This window comes from Cellulomonas soli, from assembly GCF_052036975.1.
GTDB classification, from domain to species: domain Bacteria; phylum Actinomycetota; class Actinomycetes; order Actinomycetales; family Cellulomonadaceae; genus Cellulomonas; species Cellulomonas soli_A.
In genome coordinates this window covers 73564-97534 of sequence record NZ_JBQIAR010000005.1, presented here as the reverse complement: position 1 = coordinate 97534, position 23971 = coordinate 73564, and the positions used below count along the sequence as shown (strand labels likewise).

General features: G+C 72.9%; 20 protein-coding genes and 4 tRNA genes. 9 read left to right on the top strand and 15 right to left on the bottom strand.

All coding sequences use genetic code 11. The features are described from left to right. Positions 1-114: 114 nt before the first annotated feature. The 13 genes from ruvC to ACTHAM_RS07145 form a co-directional block, all read right to left on the bottom strand. Positions 115-684: a crossover junction endodeoxyribonuclease RuvC gene (gene ruvC / locus ACTHAM_RS07205; protein WP_440685830.1), complete on the bottom strand. Its 570-nt coding sequence runs from the start codon at positions 682-684 to the stop codon at positions 115-117. Positions 685-826: 142 nt separating this feature from the next. Continuing rightward, positions 827-1582 carry a YebC/PmpR family DNA-binding transcriptional regulator gene (locus ACTHAM_RS07200; RefSeq protein WP_440685828.1) on the bottom strand — a complete coding sequence of 252 codons (756 nt, stop codon included), beginning with the start codon at positions 1580-1582 and terminating at the stop codon, positions 827-829. A 78-nt stretch (positions 1583-1660) separates the two neighbouring features. Next, positions 1661-2272 carry a pyridoxal 5'-phosphate synthase glutaminase subunit PdxT gene (gene pdxT / locus ACTHAM_RS07195; protein ID WP_440685826.1) on the bottom strand — a complete coding sequence of 204 codons (612 nt, stop codon included), beginning with the start codon at positions 2270-2272 and terminating at the stop codon, positions 1661-1663. Between the two features lie 85 nt (positions 2273-2357). After that, positions 2358-3545 (bottom strand): pyridoxal phosphate-dependent aminotransferase, encoded by a 1188-nt coding sequence (locus ACTHAM_RS07190; protein WP_440685824.1) that lies wholly within the window; start codon positions 3543-3545, stop codon positions 2358-2360. A 113-nt stretch (positions 3546-3658) separates the two neighbouring features. Further along, positions 3659-4330, bottom strand: a complete 672-nt coding sequence (locus ACTHAM_RS07185; protein WP_440685822.1) for an NUDIX hydrolase — start codon at positions 4328-4330, stop codon at positions 3659-3661. After that, the gene (gene pdxS, locus ACTHAM_RS07180; RefSeq protein ID WP_440685820.1) at positions 4327-5253 is read right to left on the bottom strand and encodes a pyridoxal 5'-phosphate synthase lyase subunit PdxS; all 927 of its coding nucleotides are present in this window, start codon (positions 5251-5253) and stop codon (positions 4327-4329) included. The genes ACTHAM_RS07185 and pdxS overlap by 4 nt, the downstream gene beginning before the upstream one ends. A 103-nt stretch (positions 5254-5356) precedes the next feature. Continuing rightward, positions 5357-6046, bottom strand: a complete 690-nt coding sequence (locus ACTHAM_RS07175; protein ID WP_440685818.1) for a hypothetical protein — start codon at positions 6044-6046, stop codon at positions 5357-5359. Then, on the bottom strand, positions 6043-7239 hold the full coding sequence (locus tag ACTHAM_RS07170) for a glycosyltransferase family 4 protein (RefSeq protein WP_440686143.1): 1197 nt from the start codon (positions 7237-7239) through the stop codon (positions 6043-6045). The genes ACTHAM_RS07175 and ACTHAM_RS07170 overlap by 4 nt, the downstream gene beginning before the upstream one ends. 23 nt (positions 7240-7262) lie before the next feature. After that, positions 7263-8231 carry a phosphatidylinositol mannoside acyltransferase gene (locus ACTHAM_RS07165; protein ID WP_440685816.1) on the bottom strand — a complete coding sequence of 323 codons (969 nt, stop codon included), beginning with the start codon at positions 8229-8231 and terminating at the stop codon, positions 7263-7265. Next, complete coding sequence (pgsA, locus tag ACTHAM_RS07160) at positions 8231-8842, bottom strand: phosphatidylinositol phosphate synthase (protein WP_440685814.1); 612 nt, start codon at positions 8840-8842, stop codon at positions 8231-8233. Before pgsA ends, ACTHAM_RS07165 begins: the two co-directional genes overlap by 1 nt. Continuing rightward, complete coding sequence (locus ACTHAM_RS07155) at positions 8836-9453, bottom strand: HIT family protein (RefSeq protein WP_440685812.1); 618 nt, start codon at positions 9451-9453, stop codon at positions 8836-8838. Before ACTHAM_RS07155 ends, pgsA begins: the two co-directional genes overlap by 7 nt. 3 nt (positions 9454-9456) lie before the next feature. Next, complete coding sequence (thrS, locus tag ACTHAM_RS07150; protein ID WP_440685810.1) at positions 9457-11487, bottom strand: threonine--tRNA ligase; 2031 nt, start codon at positions 11485-11487, stop codon at positions 9457-9459. Between the two features lie 121 nt (positions 11488-11608). Continuing rightward, positions 11609-11680 (bottom strand) — tRNA-Val (locus tag ACTHAM_RS07145). Between the two features lie 214 nt (positions 11681-11894). Here ACTHAM_RS07145 and ACTHAM_RS07140 point away from each other — a divergent pair. After that, the gene (locus ACTHAM_RS07140) at positions 11895-12323 is read left to right on the top strand and encodes an SsgA family sporulation/cell division regulator (RefSeq protein ID WP_440685808.1); all 429 of its coding nucleotides are present in this window, start codon (positions 11895-11897) and stop codon (positions 12321-12323) included. A 123-nt stretch (positions 12324-12446) separates the two neighbouring features. On the opposite strand, the gene ACTHAM_RS07135 is transcribed toward ACTHAM_RS07140, so the two are convergent. Both ACTHAM_RS07135 and ACTHAM_RS07130 read right to left on the bottom strand, forming a co-directional pair. Further along, positions 12447-13319, bottom strand: a complete 873-nt coding sequence (locus ACTHAM_RS07135) for an aminotransferase class IV (protein WP_440685806.1) — start codon at positions 13317-13319, stop codon at positions 12447-12449. Positions 13320-13386: 67 nt separating this feature from the next. Beyond that, positions 13387-14526, bottom strand: a complete 1140-nt coding sequence (locus ACTHAM_RS07130) for a chorismate-binding protein (RefSeq protein ID WP_440685804.1) — start codon at positions 14524-14526, stop codon at positions 13387-13389. Between the two features lie 196 nt (positions 14527-14722). On the opposite strand from ACTHAM_RS07130, the gene ACTHAM_RS07125 reads away from it, so the two are divergent. From ACTHAM_RS07125 to arr, 8 genes are all read left to right on the top strand, one after another. Then, positions 14723-14794: transfer RNA gene (locus ACTHAM_RS07125), tRNA-Gly, on the top strand. Between the two features lie 56 nt (positions 14795-14850). Further along, positions 14851-14921 (top strand) — tRNA-Cys (locus tag ACTHAM_RS07120). Between the two features lie 22 nt (positions 14922-14943). Next, positions 14944-15018: transfer RNA gene (locus tag ACTHAM_RS07115), tRNA-Val, on the top strand. Positions 15019-15192: 174 nt separating this feature from the next. Next, the gene (locus ACTHAM_RS07110) at positions 15193-17574 is read left to right on the top strand and encodes a DUF6493 family protein (RefSeq protein WP_440685802.1); all 2382 of its coding nucleotides are present in this window, start codon (positions 15193-15195) and stop codon (positions 17572-17574) included. Between the two features lie 9 nt (positions 17575-17583). Then, positions 17584-18945, top strand: coding sequence for an SWIM zinc finger family protein (locus ACTHAM_RS07105; RefSeq protein WP_440685800.1), 1362 nt, complete (start codon positions 17584-17586; stop codon positions 18943-18945). Beyond that, on the top strand, positions 18942-21434 hold the full coding sequence (locus ACTHAM_RS07100) for a DUF6493 family protein (RefSeq protein ID WP_440685798.1): 2493 nt from the start codon (positions 18942-18944) through the stop codon (positions 21432-21434). The genes ACTHAM_RS07105 and ACTHAM_RS07100 overlap by 4 nt, the downstream gene beginning before the upstream one ends. A 191-nt stretch (positions 21435-21625) precedes the next feature. After that, positions 21626-23419, top strand: a complete 1794-nt coding sequence (locus ACTHAM_RS07095) for an SdrD B-like domain-containing protein (protein WP_440685796.1) — start codon at positions 21626-21628, stop codon at positions 23417-23419. Then, a complete protein-coding gene (arr, locus tag ACTHAM_RS07090) occupies positions 23340-23762 on the top strand; it encodes an NAD(+)--rifampin ADP-ribosyltransferase (RefSeq protein WP_440685794.1) in 423 nt (140 codons plus the stop codon). The genes ACTHAM_RS07095 and arr overlap by 80 nt, the downstream gene beginning before the upstream one ends. Positions 23763-23971 lie beyond the last annotated feature (209 nt).

The following is a 23971-nucleotide window of genomic DNA, read 5'->3' as shown; positions in this document are numbered from 1 at the left end:
CTCCCCTCGTCCGACCTGCTCAGAGCCCTGCCGCGGCGATCGCGGCTCGATGTCCGCCACCGCAGCAGGCCACCACTGTCCCACACGAGGCGAACAGGTGTACGAACGACACGCTCAGCCCCGCCTGCGGGCGGCCTGCTCGGCAGCGGCCCACCTGGCCTGGGCCGAGGTCAGCCCCGAGGCCGGCGGGCGCTGCGGCGCCCCCAACGCCCCGGCCGGCCGCCACAGGTGACAGATCGCCAGAGCGAGGGCGTCGGCCGCATCGGCAGGCCGGGGCAGCTCGTCGAGCCCCAGCAGGCGCGCGACCATCGTCTGCACCTGCGCCTTCTCGGCCCGCCCGCTGCCGGTGACGGCCGCCTTCACCTCGCTCGGGGTGTGCAGCGCCACGGGGATCCGACGACGCGCCGCCGCGACCATCGCGATGCCCGCCACCTGCGCGGTGCCCATCACGGTGCTCAGGTTGTGCTGCGCGAACACCCGCTCGATCGCGACCGTGTCCGGGGCGTGCTCCTCGAGCCACTCCTCGATCTGCGCCTCGATCGCCAGCAGCCGCTGGTCCACGTCCGCCGCCGGGTCGGAACGCGCCACCCCGACGGCCACCATCCGCACCCGACGACCCGCCAGGCCGTCGACCACACCGAGACCGCACCGGGTCAGGCCGGGATCGACTCCGAGGACGCGCACGCGCTCATGCTCCCAGGGGCTCGGGGCGTCGTCCGGGAGGTGCGGGCACGGCGCGCGGAAGAGGGGTGGACGGCGCAGACCGCCGCACGGACGCCGACGGCCCCGGGTCGCCTGACCCGGGGCCGTCGATCACGTCGCTGGCTCAGTCGTTCTCGAGCTCGGCCATGACCTCGTCGGACGCGTCGAAGTTCGCGAAGACGTTCTGCACGTCGTCGGAGTCCTCGAGCGCGTCGATCAGGCGCAGGATCTTGCGGGCGCCCTCGGCGTCGACCTCGATTTGCGTGGCCGGCCAGAACACGACGTCGGCCGAGTCGTAGTCGATGCCGGCCTCCTGCAGGGCCGTGCGCACGGGCACCAGGTCGGTGGCCTCGCTCAGCACCTCGAACTGGTCACCCAGGTCGGTGACCTCCTCGCCACCGGCCTCGAGCACGGCCTCCATCACGGTGTCCTCGTCGGTGCCCTCCTTGGGCACGATGACGACACCCTTCCGGGAGAAGATGTACGACACCGAGCCCGGGTCGGCCATCTGCCCGCCGTTGCGCGTGAACGCGACACGCACGTCCGAGGCGGCACGGTTGCGGTTGTCGGTCAGGCACTCGACGAGCACCGCGACACCGCCGGGGCCGTAGCCCTCGTACATGATCGTCTGGTAGTCGGCACCGCCGGCCTCCTGGCCCGAACCACGCTTGACCGCACGCGTGATGTTGTCGATCGGGACCGACGACTTCTTCGCCTTCTGCACGGCGTCGAACAACGTGGGGTTGCCCGCCATGTCACCGCCACCGGTGCGCGCGGCAACCTCGATGTTCTTGATGAGCTTCGCGAAGAGCTTGCTCCGCTTGGCGTCGACCACGGCCTTCTTGTGCTTGGTGGTGGCCCACTTGGAGTGACCCGACATCGCTTCAGCAACCCTTCCGTCTCCGCCGCCGGCGTGCGCTCGCTGCCACCCCGTGCGTCATGGCGCGGGGGGGCGCGGTCACAGGCTGTCGCGGACGATCTGCACGAACAGTCGGTGCACCCGCGTGTCACCGGTCACCTCAGGATGGAACGAGGTGACGAGCAACGGGCCCTGACGCACCGCGACGATCCTACCGGCGGCCGGGCCTCCTTCGACCCGACCGAGGACCGTGGCCGCCGGACCGACCTCCTCGACCCACGGTGCACGGATGAAGACCGCGTGCAGCGGGGTGTGCGCGCTGTCGTCGACACCGTCGATCGTCAGGTCCGTCTCGAACGAGTCGACCTGCCGACCGAAGGCGTTGCGCCGCACCGTGATGTCGACTCCACCCAACGTGCGCTGCCCCTCGATGGCCCCGATCACCCGGTCGGCGAGCAGGATCATGCCCGCGCACGAGCCGTACGCCGGCATACCCGCGCGCAGACGCTGCTGCACGGGCTCGAACAGGTCGAAGGCACGCAGCAGCTTGTCGATCGTGGTCGACTCCCCGCCGGGGATCACCAACGCGTCCACGGCCTCCAGCTCGCTCGCGCGGCGCACCCCGACCGCACGAGCACCGACGGCCTCGAGCGCGTGGACGTGCTCGCGCACGTCTCCCTGCAGGGCCAGGACACCGATCGTGGGGTTCACGGCGCCGATCCTACGGTCGCCGCCCGGGCCGACGGCACGCCGTCCGAGCGCCTGCACGCACCGTCCGCGATCCGGCCGTCCACGCTCAGGCCTGCGGCAACGCGTGCAGCTCACGCTCCGCGACACGCGCGTCCACGTGGTCGGCGAGCCGCCCCAGGCCCTCGAGCAGCAGCCCCCGCTCGGCGGCCAGCGACACCCGGACCATCGAGCGCGCCGCCTCGCCGAACGTCGACCCGGGCGCCACCGCCACGTGGCGCTCGGCGAGCAGCTCGAGGGCGAACGCATGGGAGTCGTCGGTCACCCGCGACACGTCGACCATCAGGTAGAACGCCCCGTCGGGGCGCACGCAGTCGATGCCTCGAGCCGTCAGCAGCTCGACAGCCGCGTCGCGCCGGCCCCGGTAGGAGTCGACGGCCTCCGCCACGCAGTCCTGAGGGCCGGTCAGCGCAGCCAGCCCCGCGTGCTGGCTCACCGCGGACGGGCACGCGACCGACGCCTCGGCGATCTGGCTCATCACCTCGACGACCCGCGGGTCGGGGACCACCACGCACCCCAGCCGCCACCCCGTCATCGCGTACGACTTCGACAGGCTGAGGAACGTCAGCACGCGGCCGTCGGTGTCCAGCGCGGCGGGGCTCACGTGCGGCACGTCGAAGGTGATCGACTCGTAGCACTCGTCCGAGAACAGCCACAGGTCGTGCCGGCGTGCGATGTCGTGGATCGCCTCCACCGTGCTCGCCGGGTACACCGCGCCGGTGGGGTTGTTCGGCGAGCACAGCAGGATCACACGGGTGCGGTCCGTGATGGCCGCCTCGACGTCCTCCGGTCGCGGCACGAAGCCGTGCTCGGCGTGCGTGGCGTACGTGCGGGCGACCGCGCCCACGGCGACGGCCTGCATGCGCCAGTTGGGGAACTCCGGGTCGGGCACCAGGATCTCGTCACCCGGTGCGAGCAGCGCAGCCATCGCCATGGCCAGGCCGTGCATCGCACCGGTGGTCACCACGATCTCGTCGGGGCTGGTCGGGCGCCCACGCGTGCTGGTCACCCGCTCCGCGAACGCGGCGCGCAACGCGGGCAGCCCCGTGCTCGAGGTGTACCCGGTGCGTCCGGCGACCGCCGCGGCGTGCGCCGCCTCGACGATGTGGGGTGCCGTCACCGCGTCCGGCTCGCCGATCTCCAGGTGGATCGCCTGCGGGTCGCGCAGCGCGAGCTCCATGAGGGTGCGGATTCCGCTGCGGGGGATGCGGGTGGCCGGGGACTGCGTCAGGGACATGTTCCCGACCGTATCGACCACGGTGACGTGGGTGTTACGCGCAGGTCACGGGCACATGCCACCGGGACCGGCAGGCAGCCCCGCCCACCGAGGGGGCCGGGCTGCCTGGGCCGTCAGTCCCGCCCCAGGCCCAGGTGGCGGGTCGTGCCGTCCCACACGGGCAGCAGACCGCGGACCAACCCGGACAGCCCGGCAGGGAACACCTCCGTCTGCGCCTCGAGCCGCTCCAGGTCGTCCAGCGTCCACCAGCCCAGCTCGTCCAGCAGGTCCTGCTCGATGGCCGTCCAGCCCTCGCGGCTGAACTCGCCCACGTCGGCGGAGTGCACCCGCGCCAGGAACATCTCCTCGTCCTGCCGGCACGTCTGCGCCCAGAAGTCGAAGATCGCCGACCGGGTGAACACCGGGCCCTGCAGGGCCTCGGACGCCAGGTCGATGCCCGTCTCCTCGCGCACCTCGCGGACGGCCGCCTCGAGCGAGGTCTCCCCCTCGTCGATGCCGCCGCCGACCGTGAACCACCAGGAACGGCTGGGCTGGTCGGCGTCGTGACCGCGGATCAGCAGCAGACGGTCGCGCTCGTCGAGCAGGATCACCCGGGCCGCGGCACGGAACCGCACACCGTCCGGGCCGATGCGCCACTCGTCCGACAAGCCGTGCACCGGCCCACCGCCCTCGGCCTGCGCCGGGGCGGGCGGCGGACCGCCGCGGTGGCCCTCCGCGTGCGCGGGCACGGCCGAGGGTGCGGCGGGGATCCCTGCCGCACCCTCGTGGGCTGCCGCTGCGGTCACCAGCCCCGGTCAGCCAGGCGGTGGGGCACCGGCACGTCGTCGACGTTGATGCCCACCATCGCCTCGCCCAGACCACGGGAGACCTTCGCGATGACGTCGGCGTCGTCGAAGAACGTAGTGGCCTTGACGATCGCAGCGGCACGCTCGGCCGGGTTGCCCGACTTGAAGATGCCCGAGCCGACGAACACGCCTTCGGCACCGAGCTGCATCATCATGGCCGCGTCGGCCGGCGTGGCGATGCCCCCGGCGGTGAACAGCACCACAGGGAGCTTGCCGGCGGTCGCGACCTCCTTGACGAGCTCGTACGGCGCCTGCAGCTCCTTGGCCGCGAGGAACAACTCGTCCTCGGGCAGGGACGTCAGGCGGCGGATCTCGTCGCGCAGCGTGCGCATGTGGGTCGTCGCGTTCGACACGTCGCCCGTGCCGGCCTCGCCCTTGGACCGGATCATGGCCGCACCCTCGGTGATGCGGCGCAGCGCCTCACCCAGGTTGGTCGCACCGCACACGAACGGGACGGTGAACGCCCACTTGTCGATGTGGTGGGCGTAGTCGGCCGGGGTGAGCACCTCGGACTCGTCGATGTAGTCCACACCGAGGCTCTGCAGCACCTGGGCCTCGACGAAGTGGCCGATGCGGGCCTTGGCCATCACCGGGATGGAGACGGCCTCGATGATGCCGTCGATCAGGTCGGGGTCGCTCATGCGCGCGACACCGCCCTGGGCGCGGATGTCGGCCGGCACGCGCTCGAGCGCCATGACGGCGACCGCCCCGGCGTCCTCGGCGATCTTGGCCTGCTCGGCCGTGACGACGTCCATGATGACGCCGCCCTTCAGCATCTCCGCCATACCGCGCTTGACGCGGGCCGTGCCGACCGCACCGCCCTGCTGCGTGCCGGTGGTGGACGGGCTGTTCTCGCTGGTCACGTCGATGCCTCACAGATCGCGATGGGTTCGGTCAAGGTCACGGTGGAGCTGTCTGGTGCGTCGCCGACGCGCGCTACGACGGGGCGCGGCACCGTCGACCGGCTCATCGTAGACCGCTGCCCGGACGGCCGAGCGTGTCCGGCCACTCGTCGTCCAGCTCGAGCGTGGCGGGCTCGGGGGCGTGCCCCGCCAGCCGCAGCAGCCGCACCAGTCGGCCCCTGCGCACCCGCTGGGTCTGGGCGACGGCCTCGTTGTGGAACCGTCGCGCCAGCTGCACGCGGTACCAGGCCGCGCTCAGCTCGTCGAGCAGCTCGGCCCCCGCGGGGTCGAGCCGAAGGTCGTCGACCTCCTCCGGGGAGTCGAGCACGGCCCTCAGCGCATCGGTGAGCTCGCTCTCGACCCGCCCCCGCTCCCCCGCCTGCGCCCGGCGCCCCGCACTGGTCGCCGGGTCGGTCGCACCCGGGACCGGCACTGTCGGGACGGTCGACCCGGCAGCCAGCAGCGCACCGAGCTCGACGGGCACCGTCGGCCCCTCGGCCGCAGCCGAACCGCCCGCCTGCAACGCAGCCCGGGACGCCTCGCCCACGATCACCGCGCTGGCCGGGTCGAGCAGACCCGAGGCCGCCAGCTCGGCCGACACCGTCGCACGCCGCAGCAGCTGGGCGTCGACCACGGCCCGCGACGCACCGACCTTGCGGTGCAACCGGTCCAGTCGCGAGGCCGCGACCCACACCGACCACAGCGCGAGGGTGACGACAGCCGCCACCAGGACACTCGTCTCCGACCAGGTCATCGGTCCTCACCTCGTCCACGACGCAGCTCGAGCAGCCGGGCACCGCGCAGCGAGGACGGGTCCTCGCCCACGGGGGCGTCGCGTCCGGCCACGGCCATCTCGTACACGGTGAGTACCTGGTCGGTGACCGTGGACCAGTCGTAGCGGCGCACCACCTGATGCGCACGGGCCACGACCTGCTGACGCAGCGCCGGGTCGCCGAGCACACGCACGAGCGTGCGGGCCAGGTCGGCGCTGTCGGCGGTGCGGAACAGCACACCGGCCGTGCCGTCGTCGAGCACCCGGGAGAACGCCCCCAGGTCGCTGGCCACGACGGCCGCACCGGCGCTCATCGCCTCGACCAGGACGATGCCGAAGCTCTCCCCACCGGTCTGCGGGGCCACGTACACGTCGACCGAGGCGAGCAGGCGCGCCTTGTCCTCGTCGGACACCCCGCCGAGGAACTCCACCGCGTCGGCCGCGTCACCGAGCAGGGCGCGCGCCTCGTCCGGGCCGGTCTCGCCGCGACCGGCGACCAGGAACCGCGTGCCGGGGTGCCACTGGAGGACCTCGCGGACCGCACCGAGCAGCACGCCCAGCCCCTTGCGGGCCTCGTCGATGCGCCCCAGGAACGCCACCGTGGGCGCCTGCGGGGTGCCCGTCCACCGCGGGTCGGGCTGCGCCTGCGCGAACTGGTCGACGTAGACGCCGTTGGGGATCACGACCGCGTCACCGCCCAGGTGCTCGACGAGCGTGCGCCGGGCGTCCTCGGACACCGCGATCCGCGCCGAGATCTTCTCCAGGGACTGGCGGACCAGCGGGTAGGCCACCTGCAACGAACGGGAGCGCTCCTGCGAGGTGTGGAACGTCGCCACGACCGGACCGTCGGCGATCCACAGGGCGAGCATGCTCAGGCTCGGGGTCACCGGCTCGTGCAGGTGCAGCACGTCGAAGCGGCCGGCCGTCAGCCACTTGCGTACGCGCGCGGCCGTGACCGGCCCGAACGTGAGCCGAGCCACCGATCCGTTGTACCTGACGGGCACCGCCCGGCCTGCGGCGGTCATGTAGGGCGGGATCGGCGTGTCGTCGTCGGCCGGCGCCAGCACGGACACGGTGTGGCCGCGGGCCATCAGCGCCTCGGCCAGGTCACGCACGTGGAACTGGACGCCCCCGGGCACGTCGAACGAGTACGGGCACACGATGCCGATGCGCAGCGGGCGCTCGGGCGGTCGGGCGCTCACCCGGCCCCCTCGGTGGCCGGGTCCTGCGCGGCGAGCGTCGCCGCGTACCGCTGCGGGTCGAGGTCCTCGACGAACACGCGCTGCAGCATGTGCCAGTCCTGCGGATGGCGGCGGATGCCGTCCACGAGCTCGTCGACCCAGGCCTGGGTGACCGCCGCGACCTGCTCGGGGCGGGGCAGATCTGCAGGGACGGGCACCGGCGGGGCGAACGCGATGACCAAGCCCCAGGGGCTGCGCGCGGCGCGGCGCCGGGCACCGTGCAGCCGCTCGTAGTGCACGAAGGTGGGGACCAGCCGGGCGCCGGTGGTGACGGCCAGCGACGCGGGGCCGGCGGCGACGCGGGCGCGGCGGCCGGCGATGTCGACCTCGACGCCCCGTGCCGTCAGGTCACGGTCGGCCAGCAAGGGAAGGAGCCCCGGACCGCCGCGTGCGGTGCGCACCAGCGTCCGGAACACGTCCCCGCCGCCCGTGAGCGGCAGGATCCGCACCCCGAGCGACTCCCGGAACGCCAGGAACTCCTGGAACAGCTCCTCGGGCTCGAGCCGCTCGGCCACCGTCGTGACGGGCGCCAGGTGGACCGTGGCCCACGCACCGGCGAGGTCCCAGTTGCCGGTGTGCCCCAGGGCGAGCAGGACGGTGCGTCCGGCATCGAGCTCGGGGCGCAGGTTCTCCACCCCCGTTGCCCGCACGCGCGCGGCGATCTGCTCCGGGCCCCAGCACGACATCGCGAACGTCTCGCCGAAGTAGCGCAGGTAGGAGCGCATCCCGGCGCGGCTCGTGCGCCGCAACGCACGCCCCGTCAGCTCGGGGCACACGCGCGCGAGGTTGGCCTCGAGCCGGCGCACACCCGCGGTCCGCCGCGCCCAGGTGACGTCCGCGGCCAGGTTCGTCACCCCGCGCAGCACGGGTTCGGGCACCCGGCCGGCGTACTTCCAGGCCAGCGCGTAGGCGCGTGCGACGTCCATCAGGAGGCCTGTTCCCTGGTCTGCGCCCGGACCATGGCCATGCGCTGCACGACCGTGACGGCCGAGGCCAGCGCGAGCAGGGCCAGGACGACGGTCAGGACCGTCGAGGGTGCGCCCAGGCCGACGACGGCCGTGGCGACCAGCACGGCGAACAACCGGTCGGCGCGTTCGGCGATGCCACCCGAGGCCGTCATGCCCAGTCCCTCCGCACGCGCCCGGGCGTACGGCACCACGGACCCGAGCACCAGGCAGGCCAGCGCGAGGATCGCGGCGAGCCGGTCGTCGCCGTCACCGACGAACCACAGGACCAGCCCGGAGAAGATCGCGGCGTCGCCGAACCGGTCGAGGGTCGAGTCGAGGAAGGCACCCCACGGACCGGAACGTCCGGCACGGCGCGCCATCACACCGTCGAGGGAGTCGGTCAGGGCGAAGACGGTGATGAGGAGCGCGCCGAGCAGCAGGTGCCCGGTCGGGAAGGCCCACAGGGCGGTGATCACCACGACCAGGGTCCCGGTGATCGTCACCGCGTCCGGTGAGACACCCGCCCGCAGCAGCCTGTCGGCGACCGGGGTGAACACGCGGGTCATGAACCCGCGCAGACGGTTCAGCACGGCGGGGGCATCCCTTCGGTGGTGGAGTCGGTGCCGGTGGCCGGCCAGGCCGCGGCCAGGCGTGAGCGCGTGTCGGCGAGCAGCTCGGGCAGGGCCCGGGTCCGTGCCACGATCGGCAGGAAGTTCGAGTCTCCGCCCCAGCGGGGCACGACGTGCTGGTGCAGGTGCGCGGCGATCCCGGCGCCCGCCACCTGCCCCTGGTTCATGCCCAGGTTGAAGCCCTGCGGTGCGTGCGTGGCCCGCAGCACACGCATGGCGGTCTGGGTGAGCTCGGCGACCTCGACGGTCTCCTGGGCGGTGAGGTCGGTGTAGTCGGCCACGTGACGGGTGGGGCAGACCATGAGGTGACCGGAGTTGTACGGGTACAGGTTGAGCAGCACGAAGGCGCTCGCGCCGCGCGCCACGACCAGGGCGTCCTCGTCGGGCAGGGTCACCGCGCGGCAGAACGGGCAGCCCGGACCTGCCGACGTGTCCGTGGGCTTGTTCTCCCCGCCGATGTACGCCATCCGGTGAGGGGTCCACAGGCGCTGGAACCCGTCGGGCTCCCCGCCGAACGTGCCGGCCGGCTCGACGTCAGGTGCGTCGGAGCCGGCCGGCGCGTGGCCGTCCACGCCTCAGACCTGGGCGCGCGTGCGCACGGCGGTGACGATGCGCTCGACGGCCTCGTCCACGGGCACACCGTTGTCCTGCCGGCCGTCGCGGTAACGGAAGGAGACGGCACCGGCTTCGGCGTCCTCCCCGCCGGCGATCAGCACGAACGGGATCTTCTGGGTGCTGGCGTTGCGGATCTTCTTGCCGAACCGGTCGTCCGACCGGTCGACCTCGGCGCGGATGCCCTGCGCACGCAAGCGGTCGACGACCTCCTGCAGGTACGGCTCGAACGGCTCGGCGACGGGCACCGCGAGGACCTGCACGGGCGCGAGCCAGGCAGGGAACGCGCCGGCGTAGTGCTCGGTGAGCACGGCGAAGAACCGCTCGATCGAGCCGAACAGCGCGCGGTGGATCATCACCGGGCGCTGCCGCGAACCGTCAGGCGCGGTGTACTCCAGCTCGAACCGCTCGGGCAGGTTGAAGTCGAGCTGGATCGTCGACATCTGCCAGGTGCGGCCGATGGCGTCCTTGGCCTGCACGGAGATCTTCGGGCCGTAGAACGCGGCACCACCCGGGTCGGGCACGAGGTCCAGGCCGGAGGCCTCCGCGACCTGGCGCAGCGTCTCGGTGGCCTCCTCCCACACCTCGTCCGAGCCGACGGACTTCTCGGGGTTCTTGGTCGACAGCTCCAGGTAGAAGTCGTCGAGCCCGTAGTCCTTGAGCAGGTCGAGCACGAAGGTCAGCAGACCGGTCAGCTCGTCCTTCATCTGCTCACGGGTGCAGTAGATGTGCGCGTCGTCCTGCGTGAACCCCCGAGCGCGGGTCATGCCGTGCACCACGCCCGACTTCTCGTAGCGGTAGACGGTCCCGAACTCGAACAGCCGCAGCGGCAGCTCACGGTACGAGCGACCCCGCGAGGCGAAGATCAGGTTGTGCATCGGGCAGTTCATCGGCTTGAGGTAGTAGTTCTGCCCGACCCGGCGCACGTGCCCGTCGGCGTCGCGCTCCTCGTCCAGCTGCATCGGGGGGTACATGCCCTCCGCGTACCAGTCGAGGTGCCCCGAGATCTGGAACAGCTGCTCCTTGGTGATGTGCGGGGTGTTGACGAACGAGTACCCCGACTCCAGGTGCCGCTGACGCGAGTACTGCTCCATCTCCATGCGGATGATGCCGCCCTTGGGGTGGAACACCGCCAGGCCCGAGCCGATCTCCTCGGGGAAGGAGAACAGGTCGAGCTCGTTGCCCAGACGGCGGTGGTCGCGACGCTCGGCCTCCGCGATGCGCTCCAGGTACGCCTTCAGCTCGTCCTTGGTCGGCCACGCCGTGCCGTAGACACGCTGCAGCTGCGGGTTCTTCTCGCTGCCGCGCCAGTAGGCCGCGGCCGAGCGGGTCAGCTGGAAGCCGTTGCCGATCAGACGCGTGGAGGGCAGGTGCGGGCCACGGCACAGGTCCTGCCAGACGACCTGCTCGCTCTCGCGACCGGCGCCGCGCACGTTCTGGTAGATCGACAGGCCACCGAGGCCCACCTCGACGGATGCGCCGTCCTCGGACCCGGCGTCACCCTTGAGCCCGATGAGCTCGAGCTTGTACGGCTCGGACGCCAGCACGTCCCGCGCCTCGGCCTCGGTGACGTCCCAGCGTCGGAACGTCTGCCCCTCCTTGACGATGCGCCCCATGACCTTCTCGACGGCCTTGAGGTCCTCGGGCGTGAAGGGGGTCTCGACGTCGAAGTCGTAGTAGAACCCGTCGGTGATGGGCGGGCCGATACCCAGACGAGCCTTCGGGTTGACCTCCTGCACCGCCTGCGCGAGCACGTGGGCCGTCGAGTGGCGCAGCACGGCCAGGCCGTCGGGCGAGTCGATGGTCACGGCCTCGACGACGGACCCGGCCTCGAGCGGCAGGTGCAGGTCGCGCAGCTCGCCGTCGACACGGACCACCACGACGTCCTTGCGCGAGGAGTACAGGTCGGTGCCCGTCGTCCCCGGCTCCACCGTGGTCGCGACGCCGTCGACGGTGAGGGTGATGAGCTCGGGCACAGGAACTGCCTCCTTCATGGGAAACCGCCGGTCGGCGGGCGTCTCGATGCTACCGGGGCTCACCCCCGCGGCGGTGGCCGCCACCCCCGCCGGGAACGACGAAGGGCCGGTCCGCTCTCGGACCGGCCCTTCGTGTCGGTGGGCGATACTGGGTTCGAACCAGTGACCTCCTCGGTGTGAACGAGGCGCTCTACCACTGAGCCAATCGCCCGTGCGGCACCCGTGGGTGACGACGTACGAGGATGCTACCCAACGACAGCCCAGTTTCCGAAACCGGCCCTGCGAGGGTGCGTGGTGGTGTTCACTTGGCCCGCAGAGAAATTCACCACAGGGCTCACCGGGTGAACTCCGGAGACAGACCGGTCACATCGGTCTGGTCACCTGCCATGATGTGAACACCTGCCCACCGTGACTTGGAGGACCCGATGACGCAGACACCTGCCGATGTCGTTGAGGTCGTCGCGATGCAGCTGATCGGCTCCGACGCCAGCGTCGTCCCGGTCACCACCGAGTTCTCCTTCCGCACCTCCGACCCGTACACGGTCCGAGCGGTGTTCACGGGTCCGCACACGATGTCCACGTGGCTGCTGGGCCGCGAGCTGCTCGCACAAGGCCTGCACGCGGACGCCGAGTCCCCCGCCGGCACGGGAGACGTGCAGGTGTGGCGCGACGAGGACCCCGAGTTCACGCTCGTCTCGCTGAGCGGCGTCGAGGGCAGCGCGCTGCTGGCCGCACCCACCGAACCGCTGGTCCGCTTCCTCGGCGCCACCGAGCGTCTCGTGCCCCACGGCACCGAGAGCGACCGGATGGAGAGCGAGATCACGGCCCTGATCGCCGCGCTCCTCACCGCCTGAGGACACCCGACCCGCCCGGCGGGTCGCACACCAAGGACCGGCACCGCCTCGGCGGGCCGGTCCTTCTGCCGTCACCTGCCGGGCACGGGTCGCGCCGTCGTGCCGCCATGCCCGCCGTCCACGTCAGGGGTCCAGGCGCTCCGCGGCACGCTCCTGGAACAACGCCTGCGCAGCCAAGGACAACGGTCCGGCCGTCACCTCGACGCCGTCCAGTGAGACCACGGGCGAGACGTTGCGGATCGACCCGCACAGCGTCAGGTACGCCCGCCCCGCGAGCACGTCGTCGAGCACCGCGTACGGCAGCTCCCCCGGACCGGCCTCGCGCACCGGCGTCCCCGCCTCCGCAGCCCACTCCAGCAGCAGCTCGCGCGTGATGCCCGCCAGGCAACCCGAGCTCAACGCCGGCGTGATCAGCTCACCGTCACGCTCGAGGACCACGTTGGACCCGGTGCCCTCGCACAGGTCGCCCACGGTGTTCGCCAGCACGGCCTCGTCCGCCCCGCGGCGGTTCGCCTCGGCCAGGGCCACCACGTTCTCCGCGTACGACGTCGTCTTCAGGCCCACCACGGCCGACCGCTCGTTGCGGACCCACGGCACGCGCACGGCACTCGAGGCCGGCGCACGCGTGGCCGGGCCGGCGAGCACAACCAGGGTGGGCCGCTGGTCCGCCGGCGCGAACCGGTACGAGCCCAGCGGACCCGGACCACCGGTGTACGTGATGCGCAACCGACCCGCCCCGGGACCGGCCGCATCGAGCACCGCCGCCGCGGCCGCACGGATCTCGTCCTCGTCGGGCTCCGGCAGCCCCAGACCCGCCGCGGAACGTCCCAGACGGCGCAGGTGCCGGGTCAACGCGAACGGCTGACCGTCGTACACCGCGCACGTCTCGAAGACGCCGTCACCGACCGTCAGGCCGTGGTCGATACCGCTGACCAGCGGCTCCTCCACGCCGCGCAGCCGCCCGCCGGACCAGATCACCGTGCTCGTCGTGCTCACCGCGCCAGTCTGGCACCCTCCGCGACACCGCCTGCTCCCCCGCCCACCCTGCGGCCGAGCCGCACCCTCACCGTCCGCGCAGCAGACCCCCGGAGCCGCCGGACGAGGCCAGGGCGACCAGCCGGGCCGCCTTCAGGCGCGTCTCGTGCCACTCCGCCACAGGGTCGCTCCCCCACGTGATCCCTGCCCCCGTGCCGAACCGGAGCACCCCACCAGGCTCCTCACCCGCCCGCTCCCACCAGAAGGTCCGGATCGCGACCGCCAGCTCGGCGCGCAGACTCCCGTCCGGCCCGGTACGCACCCAGCCGAACGCCCCGCAGTACGGCCCGCGCGCCACCGGCTCCAACGCACCGATCAGATCGACCGCGGACGACTTGGGCGCCCCCGACACCGACCCGGGCGGGTACGTCGCCTCCAGCAGCCTCGCCCACACCGCACGGTCCCGCTCCACGCCCGGGTCCAGGCGCCCCCGCACCGTCGAGACCAGGTGCACCAACCCCGGATGGTGCTCGACACCCAGCAGGTCGCTCACCTCGACGGTGCCCGGCAGGCACACACGCTGCAGGTCGTTGCGCACCAGGTCGGTGATCATGACGTTCTCCGCCCGGTCCTTGTCGGTCAGGGCAGCCGCCGAGGTCGCAGTCCCCTTGATCGGCCCCGACGACACCACGCCGCCCTCGACGCGCAGGAACAGCTCGGGCGAGGCGGACACCACCCACACCGGGTCCACACCCGCACCAGCCGGCACGTGCAACCCCCCGGCGAACGGCGCAGGGTTGCCCGCCGCCAACCGGCGACCCAACGCCCGCGCATCCGGCTCGGCGCCCGTCACCCCGTCCGCGCCGAGCGGCGCCGACAGCACGCGGCAGAGGTTCGCCTGGTACACGTCCCCGGCGAGGACGCGCTCGCGGACGCGCTGCACAGCGGCGACGTAGGCGGGCTCGTCGAGCGACGACGTCCACGCGCCGGTCGCCGGCCCGCGCCACACGCTCTCCTCGCCCGGCTCGGGCTCTCGGTGCGGCGCAGGCCGGACGTCGGCGAACCTCCACGCGCGCACACGCCCCTCGAACTCCCCCACGAGCGCCCACCAGCCGGGCGTGCGCAGCCGCTCGGGCTCGGCCACGACGTCGACGCACTCGAGGACGCCCTGGGCCTCGACCCCGGCGAACCAGGCGCGGGCACGCTCGGCAGGGATCAGGGGCGGCACGGAGCCCACGCTACCGAGACCGGGCGACGCGCCGACCCGACCGATCGCCCCGGCGCCGCCTTGCCGGAGGGTCGTCACGGGGCCCCGATCCGCACGATCATGCGGCCACCGGACCTCAGTTGGACTTCCGCCGCGAATCCCGATTAGAGTCTGGGACGCACACGGAACGCCGGTGAGAACCGGCAGGACGTGCAGCGCGGACGTGGCTCAGTGGTAGAGCATCACCTTGCCAAGGTGAGGGTCGCGGGTTCGAATCCCGTCGTCCGCTCGGAGGCAGACTCCTGATCGGTGTCGCACAGACGTCGCTGAGGACTGAGGTCTCAGGGTGGAGTGGCCGAGAGGCGAGGCAGCGGCCTGCAAAGCCGTACACGTGGGTTCGAATCCCATCTCCACCTCGCATCATCCCAGTAGTACACCGGGCGATTGGCGCAGCGGTAGCGCGCTTCCCTGACACGGAAGAGGTCACTGGTTCGATCCCAGTATCGCCCACCATCGAAGCCCCAGGTCAGAGCAGTCCGACCTGGGGCTTTGTCGTGCGCCCGGCGCGTCAGCCGGATGTGACAGTGTGGCCGCTGATGGCACCAGGCCGTCCGGGGACCAGTCGCGCTCGCACATCCGAGGGAAGCCGTGGCATTCGATCCGCTGTCCAGTGACCGACTCCTGCTGGTGAGCGCAGGTCAGCTCGCCGGCCTGATCAGCCGGAGGGCGCGGGACGTCACCGCGACGACCTACGAGGCGGCGTGGCAGCGAGACCAGGCGTACATCAACGCCATCGACGAGGCGCTCCACGACGTCATCGACGGGCGGGAGGCCGATGACGCACCCGCACCCGCCTGGCTCGACGGGCTGGCCCGCCGCGAGCTCCGGACGGCGGCGAGGACCTCCTGGTCTCGCGACACGTTCGCGCGCACCCGGCTGCTCGAACGCGTGGGCCTGGTGACACCTGAACACGACGACGTCTACGTGCTGGCGATGGTCAGCTCGCTGGGTGCGGACAAGGCCGCCAGGCTCCGCTCGGACCCGGAACTCCTCGAGACGGTGCTGTGGCGCGTGTTCGAGGTCGAGGGCGGAGGCGAGGTCAGTCTCACCAACATCGATCGATTCGGCGGCTCGCAGTGGCGCGAGGCGTTCCTCGAGCTCACGTCCGACGGAACACTCGACCGGGCGCGCGTCCTGGCCGCGTGCGTCGGCGCCCTCGGTCGGGACTTCGCCGCGTACCGGGCGAGCTGGTACGCGGCGACGTTCCTCGCGCTCGAACCGAGCGGCGAGGAGTCGGCTCAGCTGCAGTCAGGGCTGCGCCGCCTGCTCTCGGCCGACGTCCCCGCGACCGTCGCGTTCGCCCTGAGACAGCTCGGCAGGGTGCAGCGCGCCGGCCTGCTCGACGCCCGGGACACGCTGGCGGCCTTGCCGCCGGCCACGACCGTCAAGGCCAAGGGCACCGCACTCGAGGCGCTCCGCCTGGCGCGCACCGCCGGGGGCGACGTCCCGGCGGTGGTGCGGGTCGCCACCGCGGGCCTCGGCCATCGCCACCCGGACGTCCAGCGCGCCGCAGGCGAGCTCCTTGGCGAGCTCGGCCACCGGGCGAGCATCGAGTCTGCCGGCGATGAGCTCGCACCGAGCGTCCGCCAGGACCTCGGCATCGTCGGTCGTTCCCCCGCCCGGCCCCCTCACGCGCCGGCCGACCAGGTGCTGGCGGAGGTGCCCGCCCCCGTGACCGCCCGGGAGCTGGCCGAGCGCACGGCTGCACTGCTCGAGGACTCCTCCGACGCCTTGGAACTTGAGGCCGTCCTGGCCGCGCTCGCGGAACCTGGGACCGAGCTCCGCCTCAGGCCGCTGAGCACGCGGGCGCGGGCGGTCCTCGCCCGGGGCTCGGCGACGAACGACGGCGACGACTGGCTCCCGGGGCAGGTCGCGCGGCTGGTCCTGACGCTCCTCGACGAGCCCGTGCGCCCGACGACCGTCGAGACGACTGCCGCCCGGTTCGTCGCACGACGGCTGCAGGAGCTCCGGGCGCAGACGTCACCCCTCCTGGCGACGCCGGACCTGCCGGGTGGCTGGGTGAGCCCGGCCGCCCTCGTCGAGCGTCTTGCTCGCACCCCGCGGCCGCGCCACCACGACATGATCGCCGCGCTGCTCCGCCTGCACCCCGACGGTCGTGAGCTGCACGGGATCGATGGGCTGCCCCCCGCCGTGGTCCATGCGTTCCGCGGTGTCGAGCCGACGAGGCGACGCGTCGGCCGCTCACCGTCAGGACCCGAGTCCTGGTGGGTCGCGGCACGGCGCTCACGTGGGGCGTACGCACCGGCGGAGACTCCGCAGGTGGACGGGGAGATGCGGACTCACCGGTGGCAGGAAGGGGGCCGTGAGCGCGGTTTCACCTACGTCGAGTTCACCGTCACGACTCCCGGCACCGGCGACGTCCCTGACGACCACCCGGTCGAGCAGCCCGTCGGATCCGCCGCCGGCTACGGACTCGGGGACTGGATCCCGACGCTGGCGAGTGTGTGGCCGCACGACGCGGAGCACTTCCTGGCGTTGACCGCCGCGGGGATGCTCTCGGCAACAGGGTCGACGGAGGTCGCGCCCGATGTCCCCCGGGTGCTCGACGCGCTTGCACGGCACCCCGGTCGCCTGGGCCTGCTGGCCGTGCACGTGGTGGCTGCCGGACTCTCCGCGGCGCAGCGCGAGCACCGCCTCCACGCGGTGGACGCGTTCCTCGACCTCGTCCCGACAGGTCGGCTGGCGGCCGGCGACATCGCCGACACGCTCGCGCGCTACGCCGACGCGTGGCCTGCGGTCCGGTGGGCCGAGTCGCTCACCGCCGTGAGCCAAGGGCCCGGAGGTTCGGCGGCCGCCGTGGACCTGCTCACCGCTCTCCTCCCCCAGCTGCCGGCGAACCACCGCGGCCTCCACGGGTTGCTCGGTGTGCTGCGGGACGAGTCGCTGCGGTGCGCACGACCAGTCGCCGATCCTCGGCTCCGCCAATGGCTGGGTCTGCTCACGGGCTCGTCCGCCGCGGCGAGCACGGCACGACAGCTGCTTCGGTAGGTTGCGCTCGTGGTCGCGACAGCAGATGAGCAGACGTACAGCTACGCGCGCCCGTCCGAGCTGATCTTCGCCGACGGTCGCGCCGACCTGACGCTGGCGACCAGCGGTGGGCGGACGACGCGCGGCCCCGCCCCGCACCCCGTCTTCTTCGACGGGTTCCTCGGCCACCCCGACCAGGCGGCGGCCGCGCTGCTCACGGTCGCCAAGGTCGCACGAACCCGGTTCTACACGCCGCCGGGGATGCTGGCTGCGATCCTGCGCGCCGCGGACCCGGTCGTCACCAGCAACGTCGACCGTCTGCGGTTCGAGAGCTTCTCGGCCTGCTGCGGCGTCTACGCCCGCTACGACGCCCTGCCGGGGAGCCTGGCCGGGACGCTCATCGCCTCGGGCACGACCAACGTGGACGTCAACCCGCCGCTGCGCGACGCCTTGGCCCGGGTCGGTGGCCTCGACCCGCTCCATCTGCAGGTCGGGCAGGACGTGGTCGTGAGCACCCTCGACGCGCAGGTCACCGAGAAGAAGGTGCCCCTGCCCGAGCGGTGGCTCAAGGGATTCGCGGAGGTGCAGCTCGCGTCGGCGACGGTCAGACCGGTCCTCGAGGTCTCCGCTGCGGAGGCCCGACGGTTCGTCCGAGGCCTCCCGCGCTCGGCGAGCCGCAAACCCGTCTGGGTCGTGCCTGCGGGGCGGGGGCTTCGGCTCACGACGAGACCGTCGCCCGATGGCGTGTCGCTCTCCGGGCTCGACCGGCTCAAGCCACTGGAACCACTCCTGCGCTTCGCCCGGTCCCTGCGCGCGTACGCCGCACCCCACGACGACCAGGGTTCCACGGGTGTCTGGGAGCTCGAGCTCGACGACGCACGGTTCGTGCTGGCGCTCAGCCCCGAGTCGAGCCGCGGGTTCTCCGGCGAGGGTCGCGTGCTGTGGGACCTCGCGGACAACGACTCGGCCGACGACGCCGACCTCGTCAGCACGCTTCTGGCCTTCGAACCGCGCATCGACGTCGCACGTCTCGCGGCCGAGGCCGGCCTCGACGAGGCACGCGTCGTGCGGGCCCTCGGCAGGCTCGGCGCGGCCGGCCGCGTGGGTTTCGACGCCGCCGAGGCCGCCTACTTCCACCGCGAGCTGCCGTACGACGCCGCGCGCCTGGCTGCCATGCACCCTCGTCTGCGCGACGCGACCGCCCTGGTCGAGGCCGGTGCGGTGCGCCTCGACGGCGACGTCGCCCACGTGCGCAGCGGCGACACCGAGCACATCGTCCGCAGCACCTCCGACGGCCAACGCTGCACGTGCCCGTGGTTCGGCAAGCACAAGGCCAGCAGAGGCCCGTGCAAGCACGTGCTGGCCGCCGACCTGGTCCGCAGGTCCCCGTGACGGACGTCGGGTCGCTGCTGACGATCCTGCAGTCAGGCAGCCGGTCCGACGTGGTGCACGCCCTGTCGAGCCTGACGGAGACGGAGCGCACGAGGCTCGGTCCGACGTTGCGGCGCTCGCTGAACGACGGGAGCGGGGCCACGGTCTCCCGCGACCGGGAGGCCGTGGCCCTGATCGCCACCGCGAAGGGTCACCGTCAGGCGATGGGCTTCGGCACGTACGGCTGGCAGCTGTCCACGGAGTTCGCCGAGGACGCCGCGGCGGTCCTCGAGGCGCGATCGCCGGCATGGCTCCCGCTGTTCGTCGAGGCGGCGCTCGACGACGGGTCCTCCTGGACCTGGCGCGCGGCCCGCGCCGTGGTGCGAGCAGGTCTCGTCGAGACCCCCTCCGCCCCCGGGTACTACCTCGGGATGGTGCGGGGCATCCCCGAGTGGTTCCCGAGCGGCGCACGACCGATCGTCGAGACTCTTGAGCACGACCCTGAGCTCATCGGCGAGCCGCTCATCGCACTGCTCTCCACCGAAGGTGCCGGACGGCTCCTGGCGTACCACGACAGGTTCCAGGAGCGCGCTGACCCGCATCGCAGATACCACCAGCCGAGCGATGCGGGCACCTGGCGCACGGCACTGCGCGAGCTCGCCGAGCAGGGTCGGCTGGATCGCGCACGCCTGATCGACACGGTCCTCGCGGCGCCGTTGCGGGACTGGGCGGCCATCGACCTGGGCTGGTACGTCGGGATGCACGACGCCCTCGCGCCCGGAGTCGACGAGGTCGCGGACCGCCAGGGCACCTACGTCCGGCTGCTCACGGTGGCGCACGGACCGTTCGTGAAGATCGCGCAGCGCGAGGTGGCGCGACTCCTGGGTGACGCACGGCTCGACCCGGCCCCGCTCGTCGACGCGAGCCGCGCCACCCTCGCACGGGCGGACAAGGGCACCGTCCTCGAGCAGCTGCGTCTGCTGGACACGCTCGGCGCCTCCCATCCCGGCACAGCGCTGACCGAGACCGTGCGCACCGCGACCGACCATCCCCGAAGCGACGTGCGTGACCTGGCGGCCACGATCCTCGCTCGGTGGGGCGCGAGCCGGCCACTTCCCGCCAGGGCCACGAGCTTCACGCCGCCCCCGCCGGCACCGCGCCCGGTGGCTGAGCCGGTCGACCCGGTCGAGTCGCCCGACGAGCTCGCCGACGTGCTGCTGGGACTCGTCGAGGAGATCGACCCGGTGCAGATGGAGCGCGCGATCGACGGGCTCCTGAGGTTCGCCGACGACCGGCCCGCGACGGCCGCCCTGCTGCTCGCCCGCGGAGCGGAGAGCGGGCTCACCGCCGACGACCCGCGACTCGCGGCCGTGGTCCTCGCGGACGCGTGGCTCACGCCGCGAGAACTCACCCCCGGCAGGCCGTGGGCCATCGTCCTGGGCAGCACCGTGTTCCCGGCGCAGCCCGCAGCACGCGAGAGCCTGGTCGGAGCCGTCGGACGGCGTCTCAGCCACATCGCGCAGGCGGTCCACCGAGGCCCGCACGCATCCGTCGCGCTGCCGGGACGGGACGGGTCACTCGATGCGGACGAACTGAGCCGGCGGTTGGCCGCCACCAGCCGGCGCCATCGCCCGCCTGAGCTCGAGCTCGCCGTGGCGTTGCTGCGCGTGCCCGGGGACGAACGAGTGCACGTGCGCATCCCGTGGTCCTTGCGCCGGTCCGGCGTCGTCGCGCACGTGCTCGACCAAGCCGCTCCCGCGTGGGCACGGCAGGTGGTGACGGTGCAGCAGCACGAGTGGCGGCCGCTGTGGCGCATCCCGCTCTTCGCCGACGGGTCCGGACGTCAGTGCGGGGATCTCGACGGAATCGTGTCTCGCCCGATGCCTCAGAGCACCGTCGCCGAGGAGGTCGAGTACGGCGAGTACAGCGCGCGCTTCGAGCAGACCCTGGCGCTGGGCGCCCTGCTCCTCCCGCACGACCCGGACGTGCTCGCCGCCCACGCGCACCCGTACCTCCATCGCGACCTGCGCAAGGACCGCGCCGTCACGGTCCCCGTTCTCGATGCGCTGGCCAACGCCCGCGCGCCCAACGGCGCCCCCGAGTCGTCAGCCCTCGTGCTCGGGCTCGCCGCCAAGGACGCGCGTGCGCGGACCGCCGCTCAGGACGCGCTGCTGGACCTCGCCCGGCACGGCCTGCTCGACGGCGGACGACTCGGCGAGCAGGCCGCCCTCCACCTGCGCGACGGCCTCGTCGTCGCGCAGCGAGTCAGCCACGGCCTCACCCACGTCGCCCGAGCCGACGACGCGGCGGTCCTGCCGGTGATGGCCGCCCTTGAGGTGCTGCTGGCCTCGGCCCTCGACGGGCGCAAGGACGCGGGACCGTTCATCGAGCTGGCGGCGGGTCTCAGCGAACGCACCGGTCACCGCGTCCAGGTCTCCGCCGAGCTCCGGTCGCTCGCCGAGGGCTCGTCATCGTCGGCCGTGGCCAGAGCCGTGCGGCGCCTGGGCTGACGGGCGGGCGGCGCCCGCGCGGAGTGGCGACTCGACCCTGGCTGGCCCTGTTCCTCCCGGTAGGTGCCACCACCTGCCCGACAAGGTGACACCGTGTCATCACCCTCTCGAATGCTCGCACCCGCTCGCTCACCGGTCGATCGGTCGCCGACGGGGCACACCGGTGCCGCGCCGATCCTCGGGGGGACCCCATGCGCGCACGACGCGCCACGCTGATCGCGGCTCTGGGACTGCTCACGCTCGGACTGGTGGCCACCGGACTGCCCGCGGTGGCTGCCGGCAACAGCTCGAGCGACCCGGTCACCCTCTGCCACCGCACGCGCGCCGTCACCAACCCCTACCGCCGGATCACCGTCGCGCAGAGCGCCGTGACGGGCAACAACGGGGTCGGCAGCGGCAACAGCAGCGGGCACGACGGCCACAGCGGCGGCCTCTTCGTCACCACGACCGGGTACTACGGCACGCACGCCAAGGATTGGGGCGACGTGATCCCGCCGTTCGGCAACTACCGGGGTCTCAACAGCACCGGCACCCTGCCGGACCAGTGCACCGGCCCGACCGCCGACATGACCGCCGCGCAGTTCTACAACCTGCAGCGCGAGGCCGGGGTGCCCCGCGACGAGATCATCGGCGACCTGCAGGCGCAGGGCGCCACCGGCGACCCCGACGTCACCCAGCTCGCGACACTGGTCTACACCGGCCAGGACAGCACTCTCGTCACCGAGGACCAGGTCGCCACCGGCGCCGGCCCGACGCCGACACCCGAGCACACGCCCACGCCCACGCCCACGCCCACGCCCACCGTCGAGCCCACCCCGACGCCCGAGCCCACGGTCGAGCCGTCTGTCGCACCCACCACGCCCCCGACGCCCGAGCCGACCGCGGAACCGACGATCGAACCGACCGCTCAGCCGACTCCCACGACCACTCCGAGCGCAACGCCGACCCCGACCTCCACCGCCTCCGCGACCGCGACCGCGCGACCCACTCCGGCCAGCCCGACGGGGACGCAGGAGGTCACCGGCACCGTCTGGCTCGACCTCGACCGCAACGGTCGCCAGCAGGGCGCCACCGAGGTCGGGCTCGGCCTTGTGAGTGTCGACCTGTTCCGCGTCGACCTCGCCGGAGGCCGAGGCGCACGGGCGAGCGGCATGAGCACCGGCCTGCACGGGGCCACGAGCTCGACCCTCGTCGCCACCGTCACGACGGACGCCTCCGGGGGGTTCGCCTTCCGTGGGCTGGCCGCAGGGACCTACTCCGTCGTCGTCCGACGGCCCTCCGCGCTCGCGGTGACGTGGGACTCGGAAGGGGTCGCGGATGCCGCTGCCCTCGTGCTGCTTCCCGAGTCGGGGTCGGCGCAGGCCCAGGTGGGCCTGGTCGGCGACGCCACGGCACGCCTCGTGGTGACCTCGCCCGACGGGACCCGGCTGAGCGGTTCGGCGACACTGCGCTGGGTGGGGCCCGACGACGTGTTCGACACGGCCGACGACCTCCCCGTCCCGGTGTCGCTGGTCGACGGCGCCCTGACCTTGGCGGGCCTCCCGTCGGGTCGGTACCGGATCGAGGCGGGAGTCGGGCGCACGGCGCTGGCCACGGTGACCACGGCGGGCCTGACATCGCGGGTCGTCCTGACCCGGGTGCTCGGAGCCTCGGGTTCGCTCGCGGCGACCGGCACGTCCGTGGCACCGGCGACGGCCGTGGCGGCGGTGCTGCTGCTGGCGGGCGTGCTGATGGTGCTGGCGCGGCGTCGCGCGAGCCACCCTGAGAGCTGCGCTGGGCTGGCCCGGGGGCTCGTCGGGGCGATCCGGGTGGGCCGCGCGAGCACGTGCGCCGCGGACGTCCGGTCGGCACACTGGCCGGGTTGGTCGGCGCCCGCGCCACCCCGGCTGCACCAGGAGGTCGTCGATGACGGAGCCGACACCGTTCGAGGTCCACGAGTCCGGCGCGTTGCTGCACGGGACGAAGGCCGATCTGCACGTCGGTGACCTGTTGCGTCCGGGGCGCCCGTCAAACTTCGGGACCGGCCGCGCAGCCGGGTACGTGTACGTGACGGCCACCCTCGACGCGGCGACGTGGGGCGCGGAGCTGGCGGTCGGCGAGGGGCGCGGCCGGATCTACGTGGTCGAGCCCGCCGGTTCCCTGGAGGACGACCCGAACCTCACCGATCAGCGGTTCCCCGGCAACCCGACACGGTCGTACCGCACGCGGGAGCCCGTGCGCGTGGTCGGTGAGATCACCGGCTGGGTCGGTCACGCACCCGAACGACTGGCGGCGATGCGCGAGCACCTGCGCGCCCTGGACGAGGCGGGCGTCGAGGCCATCGACTGACGCGGCCGCCTGGCCCCCGGCGGTCGCTTCCGGTTCGGCGGAGCGGGCGCCAGGACGACGAGGATGGCGGCGTACCGCCGGACCGTGCGACAGACGACGTCTCCCCCTCTCCGCGCCCGGACCGGTCAGACGGCCGCGTGCTGCGGCGGGCCTGCACCTCGAGCGCCGAGGGCGTGCCGTCGCGTTCTAGGCCGAGGGCCCGGCCGCGT